This window comes from Novosphingobium sediminicola (genome assembly GCF_014196525.1).
GTDB classification, from domain to species: domain Bacteria; phylum Pseudomonadota; class Alphaproteobacteria; order Sphingomonadales; family Sphingomonadaceae; genus Novosphingobium; species Novosphingobium sediminicola.
Window position 1 is genome coordinate 254,270 of sequence record NZ_JACIDX010000003.1, and the last position, 17,261, is coordinate 271,530.

The following is a 17,261-nucleotide window of genomic DNA, read 5'->3' on the forward strand; positions in this document are numbered from 1 at the left end:
GGTGGGCAAAGAGGAATAGTTGGCGCGACGTCTATACTCTACTTTATAAATAGACATTATCCCTTTGCGCGGAGTCCATCATGTCCTCCCATCCCGAATTTCCTTTGGTGCTGACCGTGCCCGGCCTCGACAATTCCGGCCCCGACCATTGGCAGACCCGCTGGGAAGCGCTGCACCCGCGATGCGAGCGTGTCGAACTGGGCCTGTGGGACCGGCCCCATCGCAATTCATGGGTCAATCAGCTCAACCTTGCCCTGCGCCGCGCGCCGGGGCCTGTGCTGCTGGCCGCTCATAGTCTGGGCTGTCATGCGGTGACGGCATGGGCCGCGATGGAGCCGGATGCGGCCTCGCTGGTGGCCGGGGCCTTGCTGGTCGCGCCGCCCGAGGTCGATTTCTTTCCGCTCGACACCCGCGTCAGCGCCTTTTCACCCACCGCCTCGGCGGTTTTGCCCTTTCCCGCGCTGCTGCTGGCCAGCCGCAACGATCCCTATTGCGGGCAACCGGCGGCGCGGGTTCTGGCGCGGATGTGGGGCGCGCAATTCCTCGATGCGGGCGCGCTGGGGCATATCAATGCCGACAGCGGGCTGGGCGATTGGGAGGAGGGCTGGCGGCTGTTGACGCAGATGGTCGATGGCGCCGCCAGGCCTGCCGCAGGCGTGCAGGCGGTGGCGCCTGCACGCTGAGGGCTTACTTGGCGCAGGCGGGATCGGGCTTGCCCGCCCATTCCACCGCCTGCGTCAGCATCCGGCGGTAATTGGCGTCGTCAAAGCCGGCGGGCACATGGCCGATGGCCGAATAAAACGCGCGGCCCCGGCCCACGCAATGTTTCCACGCGATGGGATGGTCGGCCCCCATGCGCAGATTGGCAGGCGGATCATAGCTGGCCTCATCCAGCGTGGCCAGCACGCGCACACCCCTCAGGCGCGGATTGGCGCGGAAGGAATACCATTCATCGGTCATCGCGAATTGCGCCGGGATGCCGCGCGTTACCGGATCCTGCCCTTCCAGATGCAGCGTGGCCGGGCGGAATTGCGGATTGGCCGGATGGCCCAGAAAGGCCGCGCCCACCAGAGAGTCGGTGTACCAGTCCCAGAAGGTGGCCGGATCGCCTGCCGCGCCATGGATGCCGACAAAGCCCCCGCCATGCTCGACCCAATCCTTGAGCGCGCGGCGTTGGGGCAGGGTCAGCGCATCGCCGCTGATATTGTTCCACACGACCAGATCATAGCGGGCCAGCACTTCGGGCCGGATCGCTCCGCCCTTGTCGGTCACCTGCATCGACCAGCCGTTTTCCTGCGCCAGCCCTTGCAGCGCCTCGCGCGCGGCGCCCACCGATTTGGCGTCGAGGAAGCCGTTGATCTTTTCAAACACCAGCACATGCAGCCCCTTGCCCGAGGGGCGCGGATCGGCGGGCTCATGGTCATAGCGCGCGCATCGGGCCAATTGGTCGGCGCTCGACACCGGCAATTTGCGCAGCCGCGCGTCCAGCCGAGCCAATAGGGCCGGGTCCTTGGGCGGCCCGGCCTGACCGCTGGAGAAAACCCCGCGCAGCGAGACGATGACGCTGAAGGTGGGTGCCTTGGTGCCGGTCAGGAAGGGGTTGAGGCCGGTGAAGCTCTCGCCCAGTTCGGCCGCTGCCGCCGCCTTGGCCGCCGGGTTGATCAGCACGTCGATGAGCGGGCTGTCGATGGAATAGGGCGCCCGCGCCATCGGGCAATCGGTGACGGCATTGGCAGTAACGGCATTGGCCGCAAGCGCAGGCAGAGCAAAACCCGCGCCCATCACCCCGACCAACAGCTTTGCCGTTCTTATCATGCTCATATTCGGCCCCTCTCATTATGGATTTGGCGCCATCATGCTCTGATTGCGCTACCATTGCCATAGGAGATTGCGCGAAGCCGCGCCGGCCGGGCCGTGGTCGCGAAAAGAAACATTGGGAGACGGCCCCGCCGCGCTGGACATTGCCGGTGGTAGGGCGATATAGCGCGCGCCAATTCCCCATTGGCAGGAGCATACAAGACCATGCTGTTGCGCAAGCATTAAGACCGCCGGACACCAAGCTTTCATGCCGACTATCAGCCTGATTATCCCTGCCTTCAACGAAGAAGATTATCTGCCCGCGTGCCTTGATGCGGTCATGCAGAATGTGGCGGGCAAGGCGTTCGAGATTATCGTCGTCGACAATAACAGCACCGACGGCACCAAGCAGGTGGTCGAACGCTATCCGGGCGTGACCTATGTGTTCGAGGCGGAAAAGGGCATCACCCGCGCTCGCCAATGCGGTTTCAAGGCGGCCAAGGGTGAGATTCTGGCCTATGTCGATGCCGATACGCATCCGCCTGCGGGCTGGGTGGAACAGATCATCGAGCAGTTCAGCAAAGACGCCAAGCTGGCCTGCCTGTCGGGCCCCTACAGCTTTTACGACGTCAGCGGGCTGCGCAATGCGATCTCGAACGCATGGTTCGTGGCCGCGCGCCCGCTCTATAATTTCACCGGCTATATGCTGGTGGGCGGCAATTTCGCCATCCGGCGCGAGGCGCTGACCAAGATGGGCGGGTTTGACGCCACGATCGAATTTTACGGCGAGGACGTGGACATCGCCAAGCGCGCGAAGAAGCAGGGCAAGGTCCTCTTCTCGCCCCGCTTTGTCATGCCCACATCGGGCCGCCGCATGGCGCGTCAGGGCTTTGCCAAAACCGCCGCGATCTATTTCATCAATTATTTCTCGATCGCCTTTCGCGGCAAGCCCGCCACCAAGAGCTATCTGGACATTCGCTAAGGCGTCTGTCCTTCTGGACGCAGATTGCCGCTCATGCCGATGGGCGGCCTTTATGATGACAGGAAATCCCGTGACCAAGGCAATCAAACTGACGCTGACCGAGGACGAAGCCGAAATCATCGTCGATGCTCTGGAAGCCGACATGGAAGGCTATCTGGAATCGGCCAAGGAAGCGCGCGGCAATGCCAACCGCGAAGACGTCAAGACCTTCAGCGAAGCGGCCGAGCGCATCGGCGCGCTGATCAACAAGGTGCGCGCGCTGCTGGATTGAGCCTGATGCGGGCCCCTGCGCCATGCGGGGGTCGGCTCCATGGAAGGACCGGCGCCCGCGATGAAGCGCGCAGGCAAGACTGACGGCACCGCGCTGGCCGCCCTGTGCATGGCGGGGGCGCAGGTGTCGGTCAATGTTGGCGCGGCGCTGGGCAAGACCCTGTTCGCCAGCGTTGGCCCCGAGGGCGTGGCGGCGCTGCGCACCTCGATTGCGGCCATCCTGCTGATGGCGATTGCGCGGCCGTGGCGCGCTATGCCCTCGCGCGCGCAAATGGGCTGGCTGGCGGTCTATGGGCTGATCCTGGGCAGCATGAACCTGCTGATCTATGCCGCCTTTGCGCGGATCCCCATTGGCGTTGCGGTGGCCATCGAGATTTGCGGACCGCTGGGGGTGGTTCTGGCCACCAGTCGCTCCTTGCGCGATTTTCTGTGGCTGGGGCTGGCGATCTGGGGCTTGCTGCTGCTGGCGCCATGGCCGGGCGGAGCAATGCGGCTCGATCCTGCGGGCATCGGTTTTGCGCTGGCGGCGGCGCTGACATGGGCGCTCTACATTCTGGTCGGCAAGCGCGCGGCGCAGGTGAAGGGCACCACGGCGGTGGCGCTGGGCATGACGGTTGCCTGCTGCGTCACGCTGCCCTTCGGTCTGTCGGCGGCGGGGGGACATTTGCTTGATCCTTCGGTGCTGGGGCTGGGCATCGGCGTGGCGCTGCTGTCCAGCGCCTTGCCCTATGTGCTGGAAATGAAGGCGCTGGGCCATTTGAGCGCGCGGGTTTTTGGCGTGCTGACCAGCGCCGCGCCCGCCGTGGCCGCGCTGGTCGGCTTCATCATTCTGGGCGAGCGGCTGACCCCGGCGCAATGGCTGGCCATCGCCCTGATGATCGCGGCCAGCGCGGGCGGATCGCTGGCGGGGCGGCGCGCCTGATTTCTTTGGGAAACCGGGCAAAGGCGCCGTCACCGGAATTTTTCAGAACTATCCGCCTGTCGGATAGGTCCGGCTTGCAGCGCAACGGCGATGCCCGCAATCATGATTGCCATGACGGATCGCAATTCCCCCATCACCGCGCGCCAGGAACTGGCGCGTCATTGGCCCATCGTGCTGGCCGCCGCGCTGGGCGTGGGTTTTGGCACCATGGGCATCGGCTTTTATTCGCTGGGCCTGTTTGTCAAACCGCTTCAGGCCGAATTCGGCTGGAGTCGCGCGGCGGTTTCGGGCGCGGCCACGTTTCAGCAACTGGGCATTTTCCTGTCCGCCCCGCTGGTCGGGCGGCTGGCGGACCGGATCGGGCTGCGCCCTCTGGCGATTGCCTCCTATATCGCCATGCCGCTGGCGCTGGTGGCGCTCTCCATGGCGGGGCCTTCGGTGTGGGGCTGGTATGGGCTGTGGCTGCTGGTCTCGCTGGCCGGATGCGGGACGACACCGGCGGCATGGGCGCGGATGGTTTCAATGCGTTTCGATGCGGCGCGCGGGCTGGCGCTGGGGCTGATGCTGGTGGGCACGGGGTTGGCCGCAGCGTTGGTGCCTGCGTTGCTGGGGCCGATCTTTGCCCATGATGGCTGGCGCACGGCCACGCTGGTGATGGCCGGAGCCGCCGCGCTGGTGGGCATCCCGCTGGGCCTGATGCAAAGCCGCGAGGCGCCTGCGCCGGTTATGCGCGAGAAAGGAGGCCACTTCGAACGCAACCGGCCGGTTTTCATGCTGCTGGCCATTGCTTTTCTGGTGGGGGTGATCGTGGCGGGGCTGATCATCCATCTGGTGCCTATGTTGGTGGACCGGGGGATGGACGCGGGCCTTGCGGCAAAAATGGCGGCCAGTATCGGCCTTGCCGTGATCGCGGCGCGGGTGATCGTGGGCTGGCTGTTTGACCGTTTCCATGCGCCCTATGTCGCGGCGGTGTTTCTGGCGATGCCGGTGGGGTCATGCGTGCTGTTGGGGCTGGGCGGGCCGGTGCTGCCTGCTGCGCTGATGCTGGGGCTGGCGGCGGGGGCTGAGGTTGACATGCTGGCCTTTTTCACCAGCCGTTATGCCGCGATGAAGAATTACGGTGCCACCTATGGCGTGATCCTTGGCACGTTCAGCCTTGGCGCGGCGTTGGGACCGATGATGGTGGGATATAGCGTGGACGCGACGGGCGGCTATGGCGCGGCTTTGGCCGGATCGGGGCTGGGGTTGGGGCTGGTGGTGGTGCTGATCGCCTGCCTTGGGCCTTATCGCGCGCAGGAATAATCCGGCACTCTCCGCCTGTCGGATGCCGCTTTTGCGCTGACGCAAGAGTGGCGCCGCCGTGCTGGTCCAATCTGCCCCCTTGTCATCAAGGGAGGCCAGAGATGCTGGAACGCGAACATATCGAATTTGTCCAGGCGCAGATGCTGCCATGGCTGCGCATCGGTCCCGGCCTGGCGCGGCCCGATGCCGAGATCAAACTGCTCAGCCGCGATGAGGGCGACGGGGCCTGTTCGGTCCTGCTACGCTTTCCGCCGGGGTGGAGCAGGGAGGGGCCGGAGCATCTGCTGGCTGATGAGGAATTCTATGTCCTCGAAGGCCAGATCGAACTGAACGGGCAGAACTACGCGCAGGACACCTATGCCTTCCTGCCCGCAGGGTGGACGCGGAACACGACCTCGACGCGCACGGGCTGTGTGTTGATCGCCTTTTACAGCGCCGATCCGGTGCTGGTGGCCCATGCGGGCGATGGCCGGGCCGAGCAATCAGCCCGCGCGGTGCCCTATCTGGATGTGGCGGCCATGCCATGGGACATGAGCCTGAACGATCCCAAGCTCAAACATCTGGGCATCAGTCGCAAGGATCTGCGCCGCGATCCCGAACGGGCGAGCGCACCTTCCTCTCGCTGATCCTGCCTCAGGCGATCCCGCAGGGCAACAAGGGGCCGCAGGAGATGCATCCGGTGGTCGAGGAAAGCTATCTCATCGCCGGATCGCTGACCGGGCCGCAGGGGACGATGTATCCCGGCGCCTATTTCTGGCGGCCGCCCCATATTGCCCACGGCCCCTATGGCGCGCGCTGGGGCAGCGTGTGCCTGATGCGCTTTGTCGGCGGGGCGCATGTCAACATCTGGACCGAGGCGGAGGCAGGCTTTGATTTCGCCGCGCCCTATCGGCCGGACCTGCCGCCGCGTTTGGCGCATCTGGCCGATATGCCTTTTACCCCGCCCGCGCGTTACTGATCAAAGCGGCGATATTTGCCCAGCAGCAGGAAACTGGCGGCGGACAGGACCAGCGCCACGGAGGAAGCCGAAAGGATCGCATGGAAATTGCCGGTGGTGTCATGGTTATGGCCAAACACCATCGGCGAAAACCCGGCCCCGGCGGCAAAGCAGACATAGAGCAGCCCATAGATCGCGCCATAGCGCCGCAATCCGAAATAGCGCGCCACGAAGAAGGCCACCATATCGTATTCGATACCCAGCGCGAAACCCAGCGTGAAGGTGGCAAGCCGCGCATGGCCGACATCGAGCAGCCCGCTGCCCAGATACCACAGGCTGATGGCAGGCAGCGAGAGGATCACAAAACCCACCAGCGGCGCCCAGATCCGATCGAGCAGCCAGCCCCCTACCAGCCGCCCGATGATGGCCGCAAGCCCGATCAGCGGCGTCACGGTCAGCGCCTGTTCGGGCGAGAGGCCGCCGTCTTTCAGGATCAGTTCCAGATTGGGGACCGGCCCGCCCATGGCAAAGGAGGTCGGCACCAGCGCCGCCGCGATCAGCCAGAAGCGCCAGTCACGCAGCGCCTCGGGCACGGTCATGCCGGGGCGTTCGACGGGGGCGTGATGGCCGTCGGGTGTGCTGCGCTCATCCTCGCGGAACAGGAAAAAGGCGGCGGGAAAGGCGATCAGCACCGGCAACAGCCCCACCGCGACAAAGCCCATCCGCCAGCCATAGGCCGCCAGCACCGCGCCCAGAAAGGGCTTGCCGAAAATGCCGAACAGGCCCGTCCCCGTCATGGCCAGCCCCAGCGCCAGCCCCTTGGCCCGGTCGAACCCGCGATTGACCGCGCGGGTAAAGGTGATCGGCAAGGTGGCCGCGCCGACAAGGCCGATGGCCAGCCATGTCAGATAGAATTGCACCAATGATCCGGTGAGCAGCGAGAGCGAGACAAAGCCCAGCCCCCACAAGGGGATCGCCACCAGAATGATCCGCCGCGCCCCGATCTTTTCGGCCCATGCGCCATAGGACGGCCCCGCCCACAGCGACATCAGCGTGATGATCGACATCGAGGCCATGATCTGGCCCACCGACCATCCGAATTCGCGCACCAGATAGGGCGCGAACAGGCCCATCGAATAGGTCGGCACCGCCGCCATCCCCAGACCTATGCCCAGAGTGGAGGCCAGAATGACGCCCCACCCGCGCGAGAATTCCTCGCGGGCGGTAAGGGTTTGTTGGGGCATATCGCTCATGGGGCCTCGGTGCTTGTGGTTTAAGAGGCGATTTGGCGCAGCAGGGCGGGTCGGCGGCAATGATGCCACGGCCCGCACTCCGCTGTGCGGATAATCCGCGCCGGGGCCAAGGCTTTGGCGCGGGCTATGGGCAGTCTGCCCGCCGACCAAGCAGGAGGAATTGATGCGCCGCGCCTATGCCGACGGGCCTTTTGGCCAGATCCACTATCAATATGCATCAGCCAGTCTGGCCGAGGGCGCCCGCCCGCTGGTGCTGCTGCATCAGGCGATCATGGCAAGCGGGCAGTTCGACCATGTGTTTGCCCCGCTGATCGGGCATGGTTTTGCGCCCATCGCCATCGACATGCCGGGCTTTGGCCTGTCGGATGCGCCCCCGGTCGCGCCCGTGATTGCCGATTATGCGCGCTGTGTGGCGCCGGTGCTGGATGCGCTGGGCATCGGCCGGGCGGCGGTGGCGGGGCATCACACCGGGGCGCTGGTGGGCACTGAATTCGCCCTTGCCGCGCCCGACAGGGTCGAGGCGCTGGTGATCCACGGGCCGATGATCCTGCCGGAGGAGGAACGCAAGGCGCTGACCGAGGATATTTGCACGCGCGAAATCGCCTTTGCCGCACGGGCCGAGGGCGCGCATTTCGTCGATGTGGCGCGCATCCGCGAAAGGCTGTCGGAAGGGCGGATCGCGCCCGATCGCATCACCGATTATGTGGTTCAGGCGATGCAGGCCTATCGCATGGGGGCCTATGCCTATGGGCACAGCGCGGCCTTTGCCTATGACCACACCGCTCCGTTGCAAAGGCTGAGCCTGCCGGTGCTGATCCTGTCGAACACGGGCGATATGACCCATCCATGGGCGCAGGCCGCCCGCGCCCTTTGCCCCGATTTCGCCTATGCCGAGATTGCGGGCGGCGGCATCGACATTTGCGATGAAGATCCGCATGGCTGGGCCGATGCTGTCGCCCATTTCCTGAAATCGCTGTGATCCAGAGCGGGCGGATCGCCTATCGCGACGCGGCGGGGCGGGAGACGGGGTATGAAACCTTCGATCTCATCGCCGCGCAGGGCCGCCGCCTGCTGCGCGCGCTTTGCGTGATGGAGGACATCGGCCTGATCCGCGAAGTCTCGATCGGCATGGGCGATGACTTCCGCCCGCGCGATGGGCAATGCCGCATCTGGCAGGGTGGGGCCGAAAGCCTGATGCGTTTTGCCATCGGGCCGGATCAGGCGGTTTGCGGCGATCAGGCGCTGCCGCTGGCCGCCCCCTTGCCCTATCTGGGCCTGCACCCGCTGTCGGGCGATGCGCTGATCATCCATCAGCGCGGGACCGATGCGCCCGGTGACTACCGCCCCATCGCCGCGATCACCAATTCCATCTCGCCCAATGGCGAGGAGGATCTGCATATGCAGGCAATGGAGATCGCGGTCGCCTATATGGGCGAAACGGCGCTGAATGTGGCGGCGGGGCAGTTTGCGGCATGGCATTATCGGCTGTGCTGGCGTGATGACTGGCCACCGGCGGATCTGTGGGTGCGCGCGGGCGACGGCTTGTTCCTGATGATGCGCTGGGCCATGGTTCCGGCATGGTTTGAACTGACCCACTGGCATGATTGTCCGCAGGGCGGATAAGTCTGGGTGAAGACACGCCTATAGCCGCGCTTGCGCAAGAATGCGCATGGGCGGGCCGGAACAATCCGGTCACCAAATCTATCCCCCCGAACCCACAGGACTGCCCGCAATGACATCCCCCGCCACGACCCTTCAGGCCGATCTTCACGACACGGTGCCCACCGGCGTCGTGCTGCGCTATGGCGTGGGCCAGTTGGGCGCGCAGGTGTTTCGCGATACGCCCGCCGTGCTGCTGCCTTTGTTCATGACCACGATGCTGGGTGTTCCGGCATGGCTGGCGGGGCTGGTGGTGCTGGGGCCGAAATTGTGGCTGATCCTGTGCGATCCCTTGGTCGGCGCATGGTCGGACCGGGTCAAGGCGCTCTATGGCCGCACGCCTTTTCTGATCGGCGGGGCGCTGGGCACGACGGCCTCGTTTGTTGCGCTGTTTGCCGCGACCAGTTTCTCCAGCCCCTATTGGGCGGCGGCCACCGTTTGCGCGCTGTTTTTCGTGGGGTCCACGGCCTTCAGCATCTATTCGGTGCCCTATCTGGCGATTGCGGCCGAATTGTCGGGCGATCCGCATCAGCGCAACCGGATCATGGTGCTGCGCATGTTTTTTGCCACGTTCGGCGTGCTGATCGGGGTGGGCGTGGCCCAACCGATCATCGAGCATTTCGGCGGCGGCGCGGCGGGCTGGCATATGATGAGCTATGTGCTGGGCGCGATCTGTCTGGTTTCCATGCTGACCACGGCCAGCGGGCTGCGCCGGGTGCCGCTGATCATGGCGGGCGATGTGCCGGGCAATCTGTGGCAGCAACTGGCGCTGGTAAAGCAGAACAAGCCTTTCCTCGTGCTGCTGCTCACCAGCTTCATCTCGAACATCGGTCAGGCCGCCTCCTATACGGTGATCGGCTTTGTGTTCCTTTATGCGCTGGAGGCGATCTGGCTGATCCCGATCTTCATCCTGTGCATGTCGGCGGCCAGCCTTGCCGCCCAGCCGCTCTGGCTCTGGCTGCCGCGCCGCATCGGCAAGCCGCGCGCCTATATGGTCGCCGCGCTGGTCTGGGTGGCGGTGACGATCACCTGGCTCTGGGCCGGGCCTGCCGATGATGTGGTCGGCCATCTGGGCGCGCAGGCGCTGGGCACGCAGCATGTGCTGGTGCTGGCCCGCGCGGTGGTGATCGGCATGGTCAATGGCGGGTTTATCCTGCTGGCGCTTTCGATGATGACCGATACGGTCGATTATCAACGCCGGTTGATGGGCGTGGCCAATGAAGGCGTGTTTGCCGGGCTGTTTTCCGCCTTTGAAAAGCTGGCTTTTGCCATGGGGCCGGTGATTGCCGGGCTGGTGATGAGCGCTTTCGGCTTCGTTTCCTCGACCGGCGGCGCGGCGAGCCAGACTCACCATGCGATTACCGGGATCATCCTGCTCTACAGCGTGATTCCCGCCGTGATGCAGGGCCTCGCGCTGCTGGTGTTCAGCCGCTATCGCCTGCCTGTAATTGGCGGATAAGCCCTTGTCCTGTCTTGGCTTTTCACCGCTATGGCACATGTGTTCGCAGGGCGAACAGAATTTGCCCACTCTGCGGAGAAAGCCCCGTCGAGCGATGGTCCGCCGCTTCAAGTGCCGCAAACTTTCCCCGCATAGGCATGGGATCAACCATGCCAGGGGAGTTAAGTGAACATGAGGAATTCTTACCGATTTTACGCTGGCGCGGCGCTGCTGGTGCTGGGCATCGGCGGCGCGGCGCGGGCGCAGCAGGCGCCGGCCACCACCGCCCCCGTCACCACGGATAATGCCGACATCACCGTGACCGCCACCCGCACCGCCTCGACCGTGCAAAAGGTTGCCGTGGCGGTGACGGCGCTGGGCGCGGAGACGATTGCCAAGCAGGGCATCACCAACGTCAAGGACATCAGCCAGATTGCCCCCAACGTTCAGATCCGCACCGTTTCGGGCGGGTCAGCGGGCATCACGCCCTATATCCGCGGCGGCGGGGTGACGGATGGCGCGAATGTGACGTCGGAACCTGAAGTCGGCATCTATATCGACGATGTCTATCAACCGCGCGCGGCGGCCTCTTTTATCGACTTGCTGGATATTGAGCGGATCGAGGTGCTGCGCGGGCCGCAGGGGACGCTGTATGGGCGCAATTCCAGCGCGGGCGCGCTCAAAATCGTCAGCCGCACGCCGGGCGCCACGCCGGGGCTGAAGCTGGAATTCGGCACAGGCAGTTGGGACGGGCGCAGCATCAAGCTGGTGGGCAATACGCCGCTGTCGCCCGATGGCGCATGGCGCGCCGGGGTTTCGGCGCTCTATCGCGGCCAGGATGGCGGGCGTCAGTATAACGCCACGCTGGGCAAGAAGGTCGGCGCGGAGAATTATTACGGGGTGAAGGGCGATCTGGCCTATGTCGGCGCCGGTCTGACCGCGCGCCTGTCGGGCTATTATTCGACGCTGGATGGCGATGGGCTTTATCCTTCCGCGCTCTCGCCAACCTATGCGGGCAATGACTATCTGGCCGTGGCGCCCACCAGCGGTTCGTATCAGACCGTGCTCAGCCCGTCGAAGAGCTTTACCAAGGTGGTGCAGTACGGCGCCAATCTGAACATCGAGGCCGATGTGGGCAGCGCCAAGCTGACCTCGATCACGGGCTGGAGCCATCTGCGCGACAATTGGGCGCAGGATTTTTCGGGCGGTGTGCCATGGTCGGCGCTGGGTTCGCCGCTGCCGGGCTATACTTCGCTGTTCGACCGCACCTCCTCGCTGCATGACACGTCCTTCAGCCAGGAATTGCAGCTTCACGGCGATGTGCTGGGCGGCAAGGTCAGCTATGTCGGCGGGCTCTATTTCTTCCGCGAGACGGGTGCGCAGACGCTGCTCTCCAGCATCTTCTTCACGCCCTCGACCACGGTTTTTAACATCGAGACCAATTCCTATGCCGCCTTTGGTCAGATCGGCATCCATTTCACGCCGGAACTGACGCTCTCGCTGGGCGGGCGCTATACGCAGGACGACAAAAAGCTGAATGCGGTGATCAGCGGCACCGCCGTCAACCGCAAGGACAGTTGGGGCACGTTCCTGCCCAAAGCGGCGCTGGAATATCAGATCACCCCGCGCGTGATGGCCTATGCCAGCTTCTCCGAAGGGTTCAAGGCGGGCGGCTATAATGGTCTGGCCAGCGATGCGGTGGCGCTCAATTCGCCTTTTGCCCCGCAAAAGATGAAGGCTTACGAACTGGGCCTGAAGACCGAGTTTCTTGACCGCAAAGGCAAGCTCAACATCTCGGCCTTCTTCAACGATTATTCCAGCCTGCAACAGCAGGGCGTGACCGGCACGGGCGCTTTCATCACCCAGAATTACGCCGCCGATCACAAGGGCATCGAGGCTGAATTCTCGCTTCGGCCCATCACCGGCCTGACGCTTTGGGCCAATGGCACGTATAATGACGGCAAGTACAAGGCATCGGCCGCCACGGTTGCGGGCGTTGCCTCCTATGTCGGCAATGCGATGACCAATGTGTTCAAATATCAGGCTTCCTTCGGGGCAGACGCCTCCGTCCCCGCCCATGGCGGCGAGGTGACCATGGGTATCAACACCACCGCGCGTTCGGATTACTATTCGACGCCCGACAATCTCTACATCGGCCATGTGCCTTCGACCACGATCGCCAATGCCTATCTGGGCTTTGGCAAGGACAATTGGTCGCTGCGCGCCAATGTGAAGAACCTGACCAACCAGATCGTGTGGACCACCGGCTTTGGCTTCTCGGTGGTGCGCCCGCGTTACATGAGCGATCCGCGCACATGGCAGCTGACGTTCACCTATAAGATGTAAAATACGGGCGGGCGGGGCCATCGGGTGCCGCCCGCGCGCGCAATGGAGAAAGAGGGATGAAGGTTTCGCGTTTCATGGGTCTGACGGTCATGGCCATGGGGCTGGCAACGGCGGGCGCCGCGCAGGCGCAGGGCGCCGATCCGGCGGTGCGGGGCAAGCTGTTGTTTCTGCAATGCGGGGCGTGTCATGCTGTGGTGCCGGGCGCTCCGGCCAAGGTGGGGCCGAACCTGTCGGGCGTGTTCGGGCGCAAGGCGGGCGCAGCGGCCGGTTTCAAATATTCGCCCGCGCTGACCAAGGCCGGCCTGACCTGGAATGAGGGCAATCTGGACAAGTGGCTGGCCGCGCCTGCCAAGCTGGCGCCGGGCACGATCATGCTGTTCCCCGGCCTGCCCAAGCCCGAAGATCGCAAGGCGGTGATCGCTTATATCAAGACGTTGAAGTGAGTGGGGAAGTGAGCGGGCAAATGAGCGGCGCGCTGCTTTCCCGCCGTGCCATGATCGCATCGGGCGCGGCGCTTGGGGTGGGGGCGGCGTTGCCCGCGCTGGCTGCACCGGTGTCCACTGTGTTCGAGATCGAGGCGGCGGGCGGGCGCAAGGTGTCCATCACCCAATGGCGTCCGGCCCACCCGGTCGGCACGATCCTGTTCAGCCATGGTGCGGCTTCATCCCCGCGCTTTTACGAGGCGATGATCGGCCCGATGGTCGCGGCGGGCTGGCATGTGCTGGCTCCGCTGCATGTGGATTCGCGTGAACATCCCGATACGGCCAAGTTCGCCGGATTGGCCAGTTGGAAGGCGCGGCTTGAGGATTTTGCCGCGCTGACTGCCCATATCGGGCATCGGCCCTATGTGGCGGTGGGCCATTCCTATGGCGGGCTGACGGCTCTGGTGCTGGGGGGCGCGCAGAGCGTCGCGCCGCAGGGCTGGAGCGGACCGCAGAGCGACGGCAAGGCCAAGGCGGTCATTGCGTTTTCCCCGCCCGCCGCGATTCCGGTGCTGATCACGCGTGAGGGTTATGGCAAGCTGTCCGTGCCCGCGTTGGTCCAGACCGGTACGCTCGATCTGGTGCCGGGGATGACGGCTGCCGATCCCGATGGCTGGAAAGTGCATCTCGACGCCTATGAGGCCGCCGCGCCGGAGGGGCATCGCTATGGCTTGGTGCTTTCGGATGTCAGCCATTATTTCGGCGGGCTGATCTGTGACTATGCGCAAAAGGGACCGCCTGCGTTGCAGGGGCTGAAGGATGCGAACCGCATCGCGGGCCTGTTCCTTGGCGCCTATGGGCAGGGAGATAAGCGGGCGTTGACCGCGCTGGACCGTGCTGTATCGCCCGACCTGCCGGTGCGTTTGATGAAAAAATAAGCGCCGCAGGCTTTTGGGCCTGCAACGCTGCGTATTGCGTGCCGAGGCCAAATCCTTGGCACGACATAGACAGTAACGGGAGCGCGAGGGTCTAGACCCTCGCACCCCTAAACTTACTGCTCGGCAATCTCCTCAATCGCCTTGGCAAACCCGGCTTCGGTTTCGGCATCGCGGGCTTCCTGCGCGTCCTTGCGGGCAAGGTAGAACAGGCGACCAAGGAAATCCTGCCGCCGCGCCTCGCGCTCTTCCAGCGCTTCCTGATCCAGCACCAGCGCCTCGATTCCGGCGGCAAGGTCGATCCCCTGCACTTTGGCCGCGCGTTCGGCGCTGTCCAGCCGGTCGCGCAGGGTCGAGATTTCGCTGGCCAGCACCATGATCATCGACATGGCGGTGTCCAGCCCGTCGGTGTCATAGAATTGCGGGCGCTTGCCCTTGGCATCGCGGATGACGTGCGGGCGTTCAATGGTGTCGGTCATCTCTTGTCCTCTCAGGCGGCCAGAGCCGCAGCGTCAGCCTTATGCGCGATCAGCACTTCCCAGCCGCCGCCGGGGGCAAATTCGCCGGCGGTGAATTCGCGCTCGGCCACGTCTTCGGCGGCCTGCTGGCTGTATCCATCGGCTTGCGCGGCAAATTCCATCACCGCCATCGGCGCGGTGTCGAATTTCACGGCGGCGCGGTCAAACCCGACCTTTTCGGCCAGGGCGATCTGGTCCATGTCGCGCATCGCGCCCCAGAACGGCTCGTTATTGTACCAGGTCTCATTGTCGAGGATGAACTGGGTGAACGGGTCCATCAGGTCAAACGGCGGCAGATCGGCATGGATCATCATGCCGCCCGGCGCCAGCACGCGATGCGCTTCGGCAAACACGCGGGGCATGGCCTTGCCGCTGGTTTCATGCAGCAGGATGTGGCTGACCACGAGGTCGAAATAGCCGTCCTCGAAAGTGGTTTCCTCCGCATTCATCGCGGCGAAATTGACCTCCAGCCCCATCCCGGCGGCGCGGGCATGGGCATAACGCACGCAGGGCACGCCCACATCAATGCCCCAGACCTCGGCCTCGGGGAAATATTCCTTATAGGGCAGGGTCGAATGGCCCACCGTGCAGCCCATATCCAGAATGCGGCGCGGTTTGAAATCGGGCGCATGGCGGCGCAGATAGTTGCACACGCTGCGGCCCATGTCGTCATTGTCCGGCCCGGTATAGCCCATCGCATAGAGGAACACGCCCCGATCATAGAGTGCGCCCACCGAGACGTCATCCTTGGCCACTTCGCTGCAATAGCCGCCGGGCATGCAGTGGATATCGAAAGCCGTGACATAGCGCGGCGGCACGAAGCCTTCGGGAATGCGCAGTTCGGCCTTGGTCCCGGCCGACAATTCGCGCGCCCGTTCGATCAGTTCGGGCAATTGACGGTCCACCGAGACGTTGACCGATTCCCACAGCAATTCCTGCGCGATGCGGTTGGTGGCGGCGTAATGCTGGAAATAGGCGTCCTTGACCATGCCGTTGCGGATGTCGCGGCGGTTTTGCGGCTTGCGGTCATGTTCTTTTTCAAAGGCCGCCGATACGCGCGTATTGTAAACCGGCGTCAGGCCGGGGAGCAGGGTGCTCTGGACAAAGCCCTTGAGGCTCTTGGCAAATTCCTGCCGCGCGGCTTCATCGGCCGTCGCGGTGGGGAGCATCTTGTGGCTCGCTTGCTGAAACGTGTTGAGCATCTCGACTCCATCGGAAAAATGGGCACCGGGGGATTTTGATCTGACACCAGAAATGGGTGGTTGCGGGCCGGATGGCAAGGCAGAGCGTCCTGCGCTATCCGTCTGGTGGACAGCGTCAGCCTGCCGCCGTGTGGTGCAGACAGGAATACGGAAAACTGCGCCCAAGATTATCCCCCGCTTGGGCGTATCAGGAGTCGGATGAAAATGGACGAGATGAAGGTAAGTCGGCGCGGCGCGCTGGGCATGGCAGGCGCGGCGGCCGGCGCGGCGCTGGTGCCGGTTGCGGCCGATGCGGCGGCCAAGAAAGCCGCCCCCAAGGGCAAGCCCAAGATCGATTTCGTGACCAAGATCGACTTCAAGGACCCCAAGTGGACCCGCGATACCTATGCGCGCCTTGACGCCAATGTCGAGCCAGGCAAGGAAAAGTGCGGCTGGATTCGCGGCAAGATCTTTGGCGTGCGCGACAATGAGCCGGTGCGCCCGTTGATGAATGTCGAGGGCTTTTCCTTCGTCCGCATCAACCGTCAGGCCGATGGTTCGTGGCGCCGCCTGCTGCGCGAGATCGTGTTCTACCGCGACATCAACACCAATGAGATCCTGAAGTTCTGGGACAATCCCTATACGGGCGAGCGCGTCCGCGTGGTGCCCATCGCCAATGACCCGTTCAACTTCACCATCAGCGAATTTGTCCCCGAACCGCCCAGCTATGGCGGCTTGCAGACGGTGAAGCGCGAGCCCAAGCCCTTCCTTCAGGACTGGCAATGGGGGCCGGAAGGCACGATGATCCTGAACACCGGGATCGACATGATGTATCCCAACGCGCTGCAGCCCGACAAATGGCCGCGTGAAAGCTCGGGCTTTATGAACCGCGTGTCGGAACAGTTCATCTATGTGGTCAAGAAAGAGGATGTCGAAAATCCGCATATGACCCATATCCCCCACACCGGGTCGTGGAGCCGCATCACCCCCTGGCTGCCGTGGATGCTGATGGGGCAGGCGCCGGGCCATATGTCCTATTTCACCCATTTCTCGACCATCCCCGATGGCATCGCCGGTCTGCCCAAGGATCTGGTGGCGGCTGCCCGCGCGATGGATGAAAAGTGGCTGCACGCGCCTGAGACGGATTACGGCCCCTCGCTTTCCAGTCTTGAGAATTATGCCCGCGAGCAGAAGCCCGCGCCGGTGCCTGCCGGTTGGAGCCCGCCCCAGCCGCCCGCGCCGCGCAATCCCTTTGCGGCCAAGTAAGGGGTAAACAAAAAGGGGGCGGGAAGGGATCAA

General features: G+C 64.2%; 18 protein-coding genes. 14 read left to right on the plus strand and 4 right to left on the minus strand.

What is annotated here, in order from left to right:
* Positions 1–80 precede the first annotated feature (80 nt).
* The gene (locus GGR38_RS05305; RefSeq protein WP_183623418.1) at positions 81–683 is read left to right on the plus strand and encodes an RBBP9/YdeN family alpha/beta hydrolase; all 603 of its coding nucleotides are present in this window, start codon (positions 81–83) and stop codon (positions 681–683) included.
* Between the two features lie 4 nt (positions 684–687).
* Here the strand turns inward: GGR38_RS05305 and GGR38_RS05310 are convergent, their stop codons facing one another.
* Positions 688–1,821 (minus strand): ThuA domain-containing protein, encoded by a 1,134-nt coding sequence (locus GGR38_RS05310; RefSeq protein WP_183623420.1) that lies wholly within the window; start codon positions 1,819–1,821, stop codon positions 688–690.
* Positions 1,822–2,065: 244 nt separating this feature from the next.
* Here GGR38_RS05310 and GGR38_RS05315 point away from each other — a divergent pair, with 244 nt between their 5' ends.
* The 6 genes from GGR38_RS05315 (at position 2,066) to GGR38_RS05340 (ending at position 6,231) form a co-directional block, all read left to right on the plus strand.
* Complete coding sequence (locus GGR38_RS05315) at positions 2,066–2,779, plus strand: glycosyltransferase family 2 protein (protein ID WP_183623422.1); 714 nt, start codon at positions 2,066–2,068, stop codon at positions 2,777–2,779.
* Positions 2,780–2,849: 70 nt separating this feature from the next.
* The gene (locus GGR38_RS05320; RefSeq protein ID WP_168601450.1) at positions 2,850–3,050 is read left to right on the plus strand and encodes a hypothetical protein; all 201 of its coding nucleotides are present in this window, start codon (positions 2,850–2,852) and stop codon (positions 3,048–3,050) included.
* A gap of 39 nt (positions 3,051–3,089) precedes the next feature.
* The gene (locus GGR38_RS05325; RefSeq protein WP_246404244.1) at positions 3,090–3,971 is read left to right on the plus strand and encodes an EamA family transporter; all 882 of its coding nucleotides are present in this window, start codon (positions 3,090–3,092) and stop codon (positions 3,969–3,971) included.
* A 111-nt stretch (positions 3,972–4,082) separates the two neighbouring features.
* Positions 4,083–5,273, plus strand: coding sequence for an MFS transporter (locus GGR38_RS05330; protein ID WP_183623424.1), 1,191 nt, complete (start codon positions 4,083–4,085; stop codon positions 5,271–5,273).
* Positions 5,274–5,374: 101 nt separating this feature from the next.
* The gene (locus GGR38_RS05335; protein WP_183623426.1) at positions 5,375–5,899 is read left to right on the plus strand and encodes a cupin domain-containing protein; all 525 of its coding nucleotides are present in this window, start codon (positions 5,375–5,377) and stop codon (positions 5,897–5,899) included.
* Positions 5,900–5,943: 44 nt separating this feature from the next.
* Positions 5,944–6,231 carry a cupin domain-containing protein gene (locus tag GGR38_RS05340; RefSeq protein ID WP_183623428.1) on the plus strand — a complete coding sequence of 96 codons (288 nt, stop codon included), beginning with the start codon at positions 5,944–5,946 and terminating at the stop codon, positions 6,229–6,231.
* On the opposite strand, the gene GGR38_RS05345 is transcribed toward GGR38_RS05340, so the two are convergent.
* Positions 6,225–7,463: an MFS transporter gene (locus tag GGR38_RS05345; protein WP_183623430.1), complete on the minus strand. Its 1,239-nt coding sequence runs from the start codon at positions 7,461–7,463 to the stop codon at positions 6,225–6,227. The genes GGR38_RS05340 and GGR38_RS05345 overlap by 7 nt on opposite strands.
* 163 nt (positions 7,464–7,626) lie before the next feature.
* On the opposite strand from GGR38_RS05345, the gene GGR38_RS05350 reads away from it, so the two are divergent.
* The 6 genes from GGR38_RS05350 (at position 7,627) to GGR38_RS05375 (ending at position 14,266) form a co-directional block, all read left to right on the plus strand.
* The gene (locus GGR38_RS05350) at positions 7,627–8,442 is read left to right on the plus strand and encodes an alpha/beta fold hydrolase (RefSeq protein ID WP_183623432.1); all 816 of its coding nucleotides are present in this window, start codon (positions 7,627–7,629) and stop codon (positions 8,440–8,442) included.
* Entirely contained in the window at positions 8,439–9,086 is a 648-nt protein-coding gene (locus tag GGR38_RS05355; RefSeq protein WP_183623435.1) for a hypothetical protein, read from the plus strand. The genes GGR38_RS05350 and GGR38_RS05355 overlap by 4 nt, the downstream gene beginning before the upstream one ends.
* Positions 9,087–9,195: 109 nt before the next feature.
* Positions 9,196–10,581: an MFS transporter gene (locus GGR38_RS05360; RefSeq protein ID WP_183623437.1), complete on the plus strand. Its 1,386-nt coding sequence runs from the start codon at positions 9,196–9,198 to the stop codon at positions 10,579–10,581.
* 171 nt (positions 10,582–10,752) lie between these two features.
* Entirely contained in the window at positions 10,753–12,906 is a 2,154-nt protein-coding gene (locus tag GGR38_RS05365) for a TonB-dependent receptor (protein WP_183623439.1), read from the plus strand.
* A 56-nt stretch (positions 12,907–12,962) separates the two neighbouring features.
* A complete protein-coding gene (locus GGR38_RS05370; protein ID WP_183623441.1) occupies positions 12,963–13,349 on the plus strand; it encodes a c-type cytochrome in 387 nt (128 codons plus the stop codon).
* Between the two features lie 20 nt (positions 13,350–13,369).
* Positions 13,370–14,266: an alpha/beta fold hydrolase gene (locus GGR38_RS05375; RefSeq protein WP_183623443.1), complete on the plus strand. Its 897-nt coding sequence runs from the start codon at positions 13,370–13,372 to the stop codon at positions 14,264–14,266.
* A 113-nt stretch (positions 14,267–14,379) separates the two neighbouring features.
* On the opposite strand, the gene GGR38_RS05380 is transcribed toward GGR38_RS05375, so the two are convergent.
* Positions 14,380–14,742 carry a hypothetical protein gene (locus GGR38_RS05380; protein WP_183623444.1) on the minus strand — a complete coding sequence of 121 codons (363 nt, stop codon included), beginning with the start codon at positions 14,740–14,742 and terminating at the stop codon, positions 14,380–14,382.
* Between the two features lie 11 nt (positions 14,743–14,753).
* Positions 14,754–15,983, minus strand: a complete 1,230-nt coding sequence (locus tag GGR38_RS05385) for a class I SAM-dependent methyltransferase (protein WP_183623447.1) — start codon at positions 15,981–15,983, stop codon at positions 14,754–14,756.
* A 204-nt stretch (positions 15,984–16,187) separates the two neighbouring features.
* Between GGR38_RS05385 and GGR38_RS05390 the strand changes: the two genes are divergently transcribed.
* On the plus strand, positions 16,188–17,228 hold the full coding sequence (locus GGR38_RS05390; RefSeq protein ID WP_183623449.1) for a DUF1838 family protein: 1,041 nt from the start codon (positions 16,188–16,190) through the stop codon (positions 17,226–17,228).
* The last annotated feature ends 33 nt before the right edge of the window (positions 17,229–17,261 follow it).

What these genes read in the sequence shown, in the direction of transcription:
- GGR38_RS05345 (WP_183623430.1), bottom strand. Translation starts at nt 7,463, where the DNA reads ATGAGCGATATGCCCCAACAAACCCTTACCGCCCGCGAGGAATTCTCG.
- GGR38_RS05380 (WP_183623444.1), bottom strand. Translation starts at nt 14,742, where the DNA reads ATGACCGACACCATTGAACGCCCGCACGTCATCCGCGATGCCAAGGGC.
- GGR38_RS05305 (WP_183623418.1), top strand. Translation starts at nt 81, where the DNA reads ATGTCCTCCCATCCCGAATTTCCTTTGGTGCTGACCGTGCCCGGCCTC.
- GGR38_RS05310 (WP_183623420.1), bottom strand. Translation starts at nt 1,821, where the DNA reads ATGAGCATGATAAGAACGGCAAAGCTGTTGGTCGGGGTGATGGGCGCG.
- GGR38_RS05325 (WP_246404244.1), top strand. Translation starts at nt 3,090, where the DNA reads ATGGAAGGACCGGCGCCCGCGATGAAGCGCGCAGGCAAGACTGACGGC.
- GGR38_RS05335 (WP_183623426.1), top strand. Translation starts at nt 5,375, where the DNA reads ATGCTGGAACGCGAACATATCGAATTTGTCCAGGCGCAGATGCTGCCA.
- GGR38_RS05385 (WP_183623447.1), bottom strand. Translation starts at nt 15,983, where the DNA reads ATGCTCAACACGTTTCAGCAAGCGAGCCACAAGATGCTCCCCACCGCG.
- GGR38_RS05365 (WP_183623439.1), top strand. Translation starts at nt 10,753, where the DNA reads ATGAGGAATTCTTACCGATTTTACGCTGGCGCGGCGCTGCTGGTGCTG.
- GGR38_RS05340 (WP_183623428.1), top strand. Translation starts at nt 5,944, where the DNA reads ATGCATCCGGTGGTCGAGGAAAGCTATCTCATCGCCGGATCGCTGACC.
- GGR38_RS05350 (WP_183623432.1), top strand. Translation starts at nt 7,627, where the DNA reads ATGCGCCGCGCCTATGCCGACGGGCCTTTTGGCCAGATCCACTATCAA.
- GGR38_RS05360 (WP_183623437.1), top strand. Translation starts at nt 9,196, where the DNA reads ATGACATCCCCCGCCACGACCCTTCAGGCCGATCTTCACGACACGGTG.
- GGR38_RS05370 (WP_183623441.1), top strand. Translation starts at nt 12,963, where the DNA reads ATGAAGGTTTCGCGTTTCATGGGTCTGACGGTCATGGCCATGGGGCTG.
- GGR38_RS05375 (WP_183623443.1), top strand. Translation starts at nt 13,370, where the DNA reads ATGAGCGGCGCGCTGCTTTCCCGCCGTGCCATGATCGCATCGGGCGCG.
- GGR38_RS05390 (WP_183623449.1), top strand. Translation starts at nt 16,188, where the DNA reads ATGGACGAGATGAAGGTAAGTCGGCGCGGCGCGCTGGGCATGGCAGGC.
- GGR38_RS05330 (WP_183623424.1), top strand. Translation starts at nt 4,083, where the DNA reads ATGACGGATCGCAATTCCCCCATCACCGCGCGCCAGGAACTGGCGCGT.
- GGR38_RS05315 (WP_183623422.1), top strand. Translation starts at nt 2,066, where the DNA reads ATGCCGACTATCAGCCTGATTATCCCTGCCTTCAACGAAGAAGATTAT.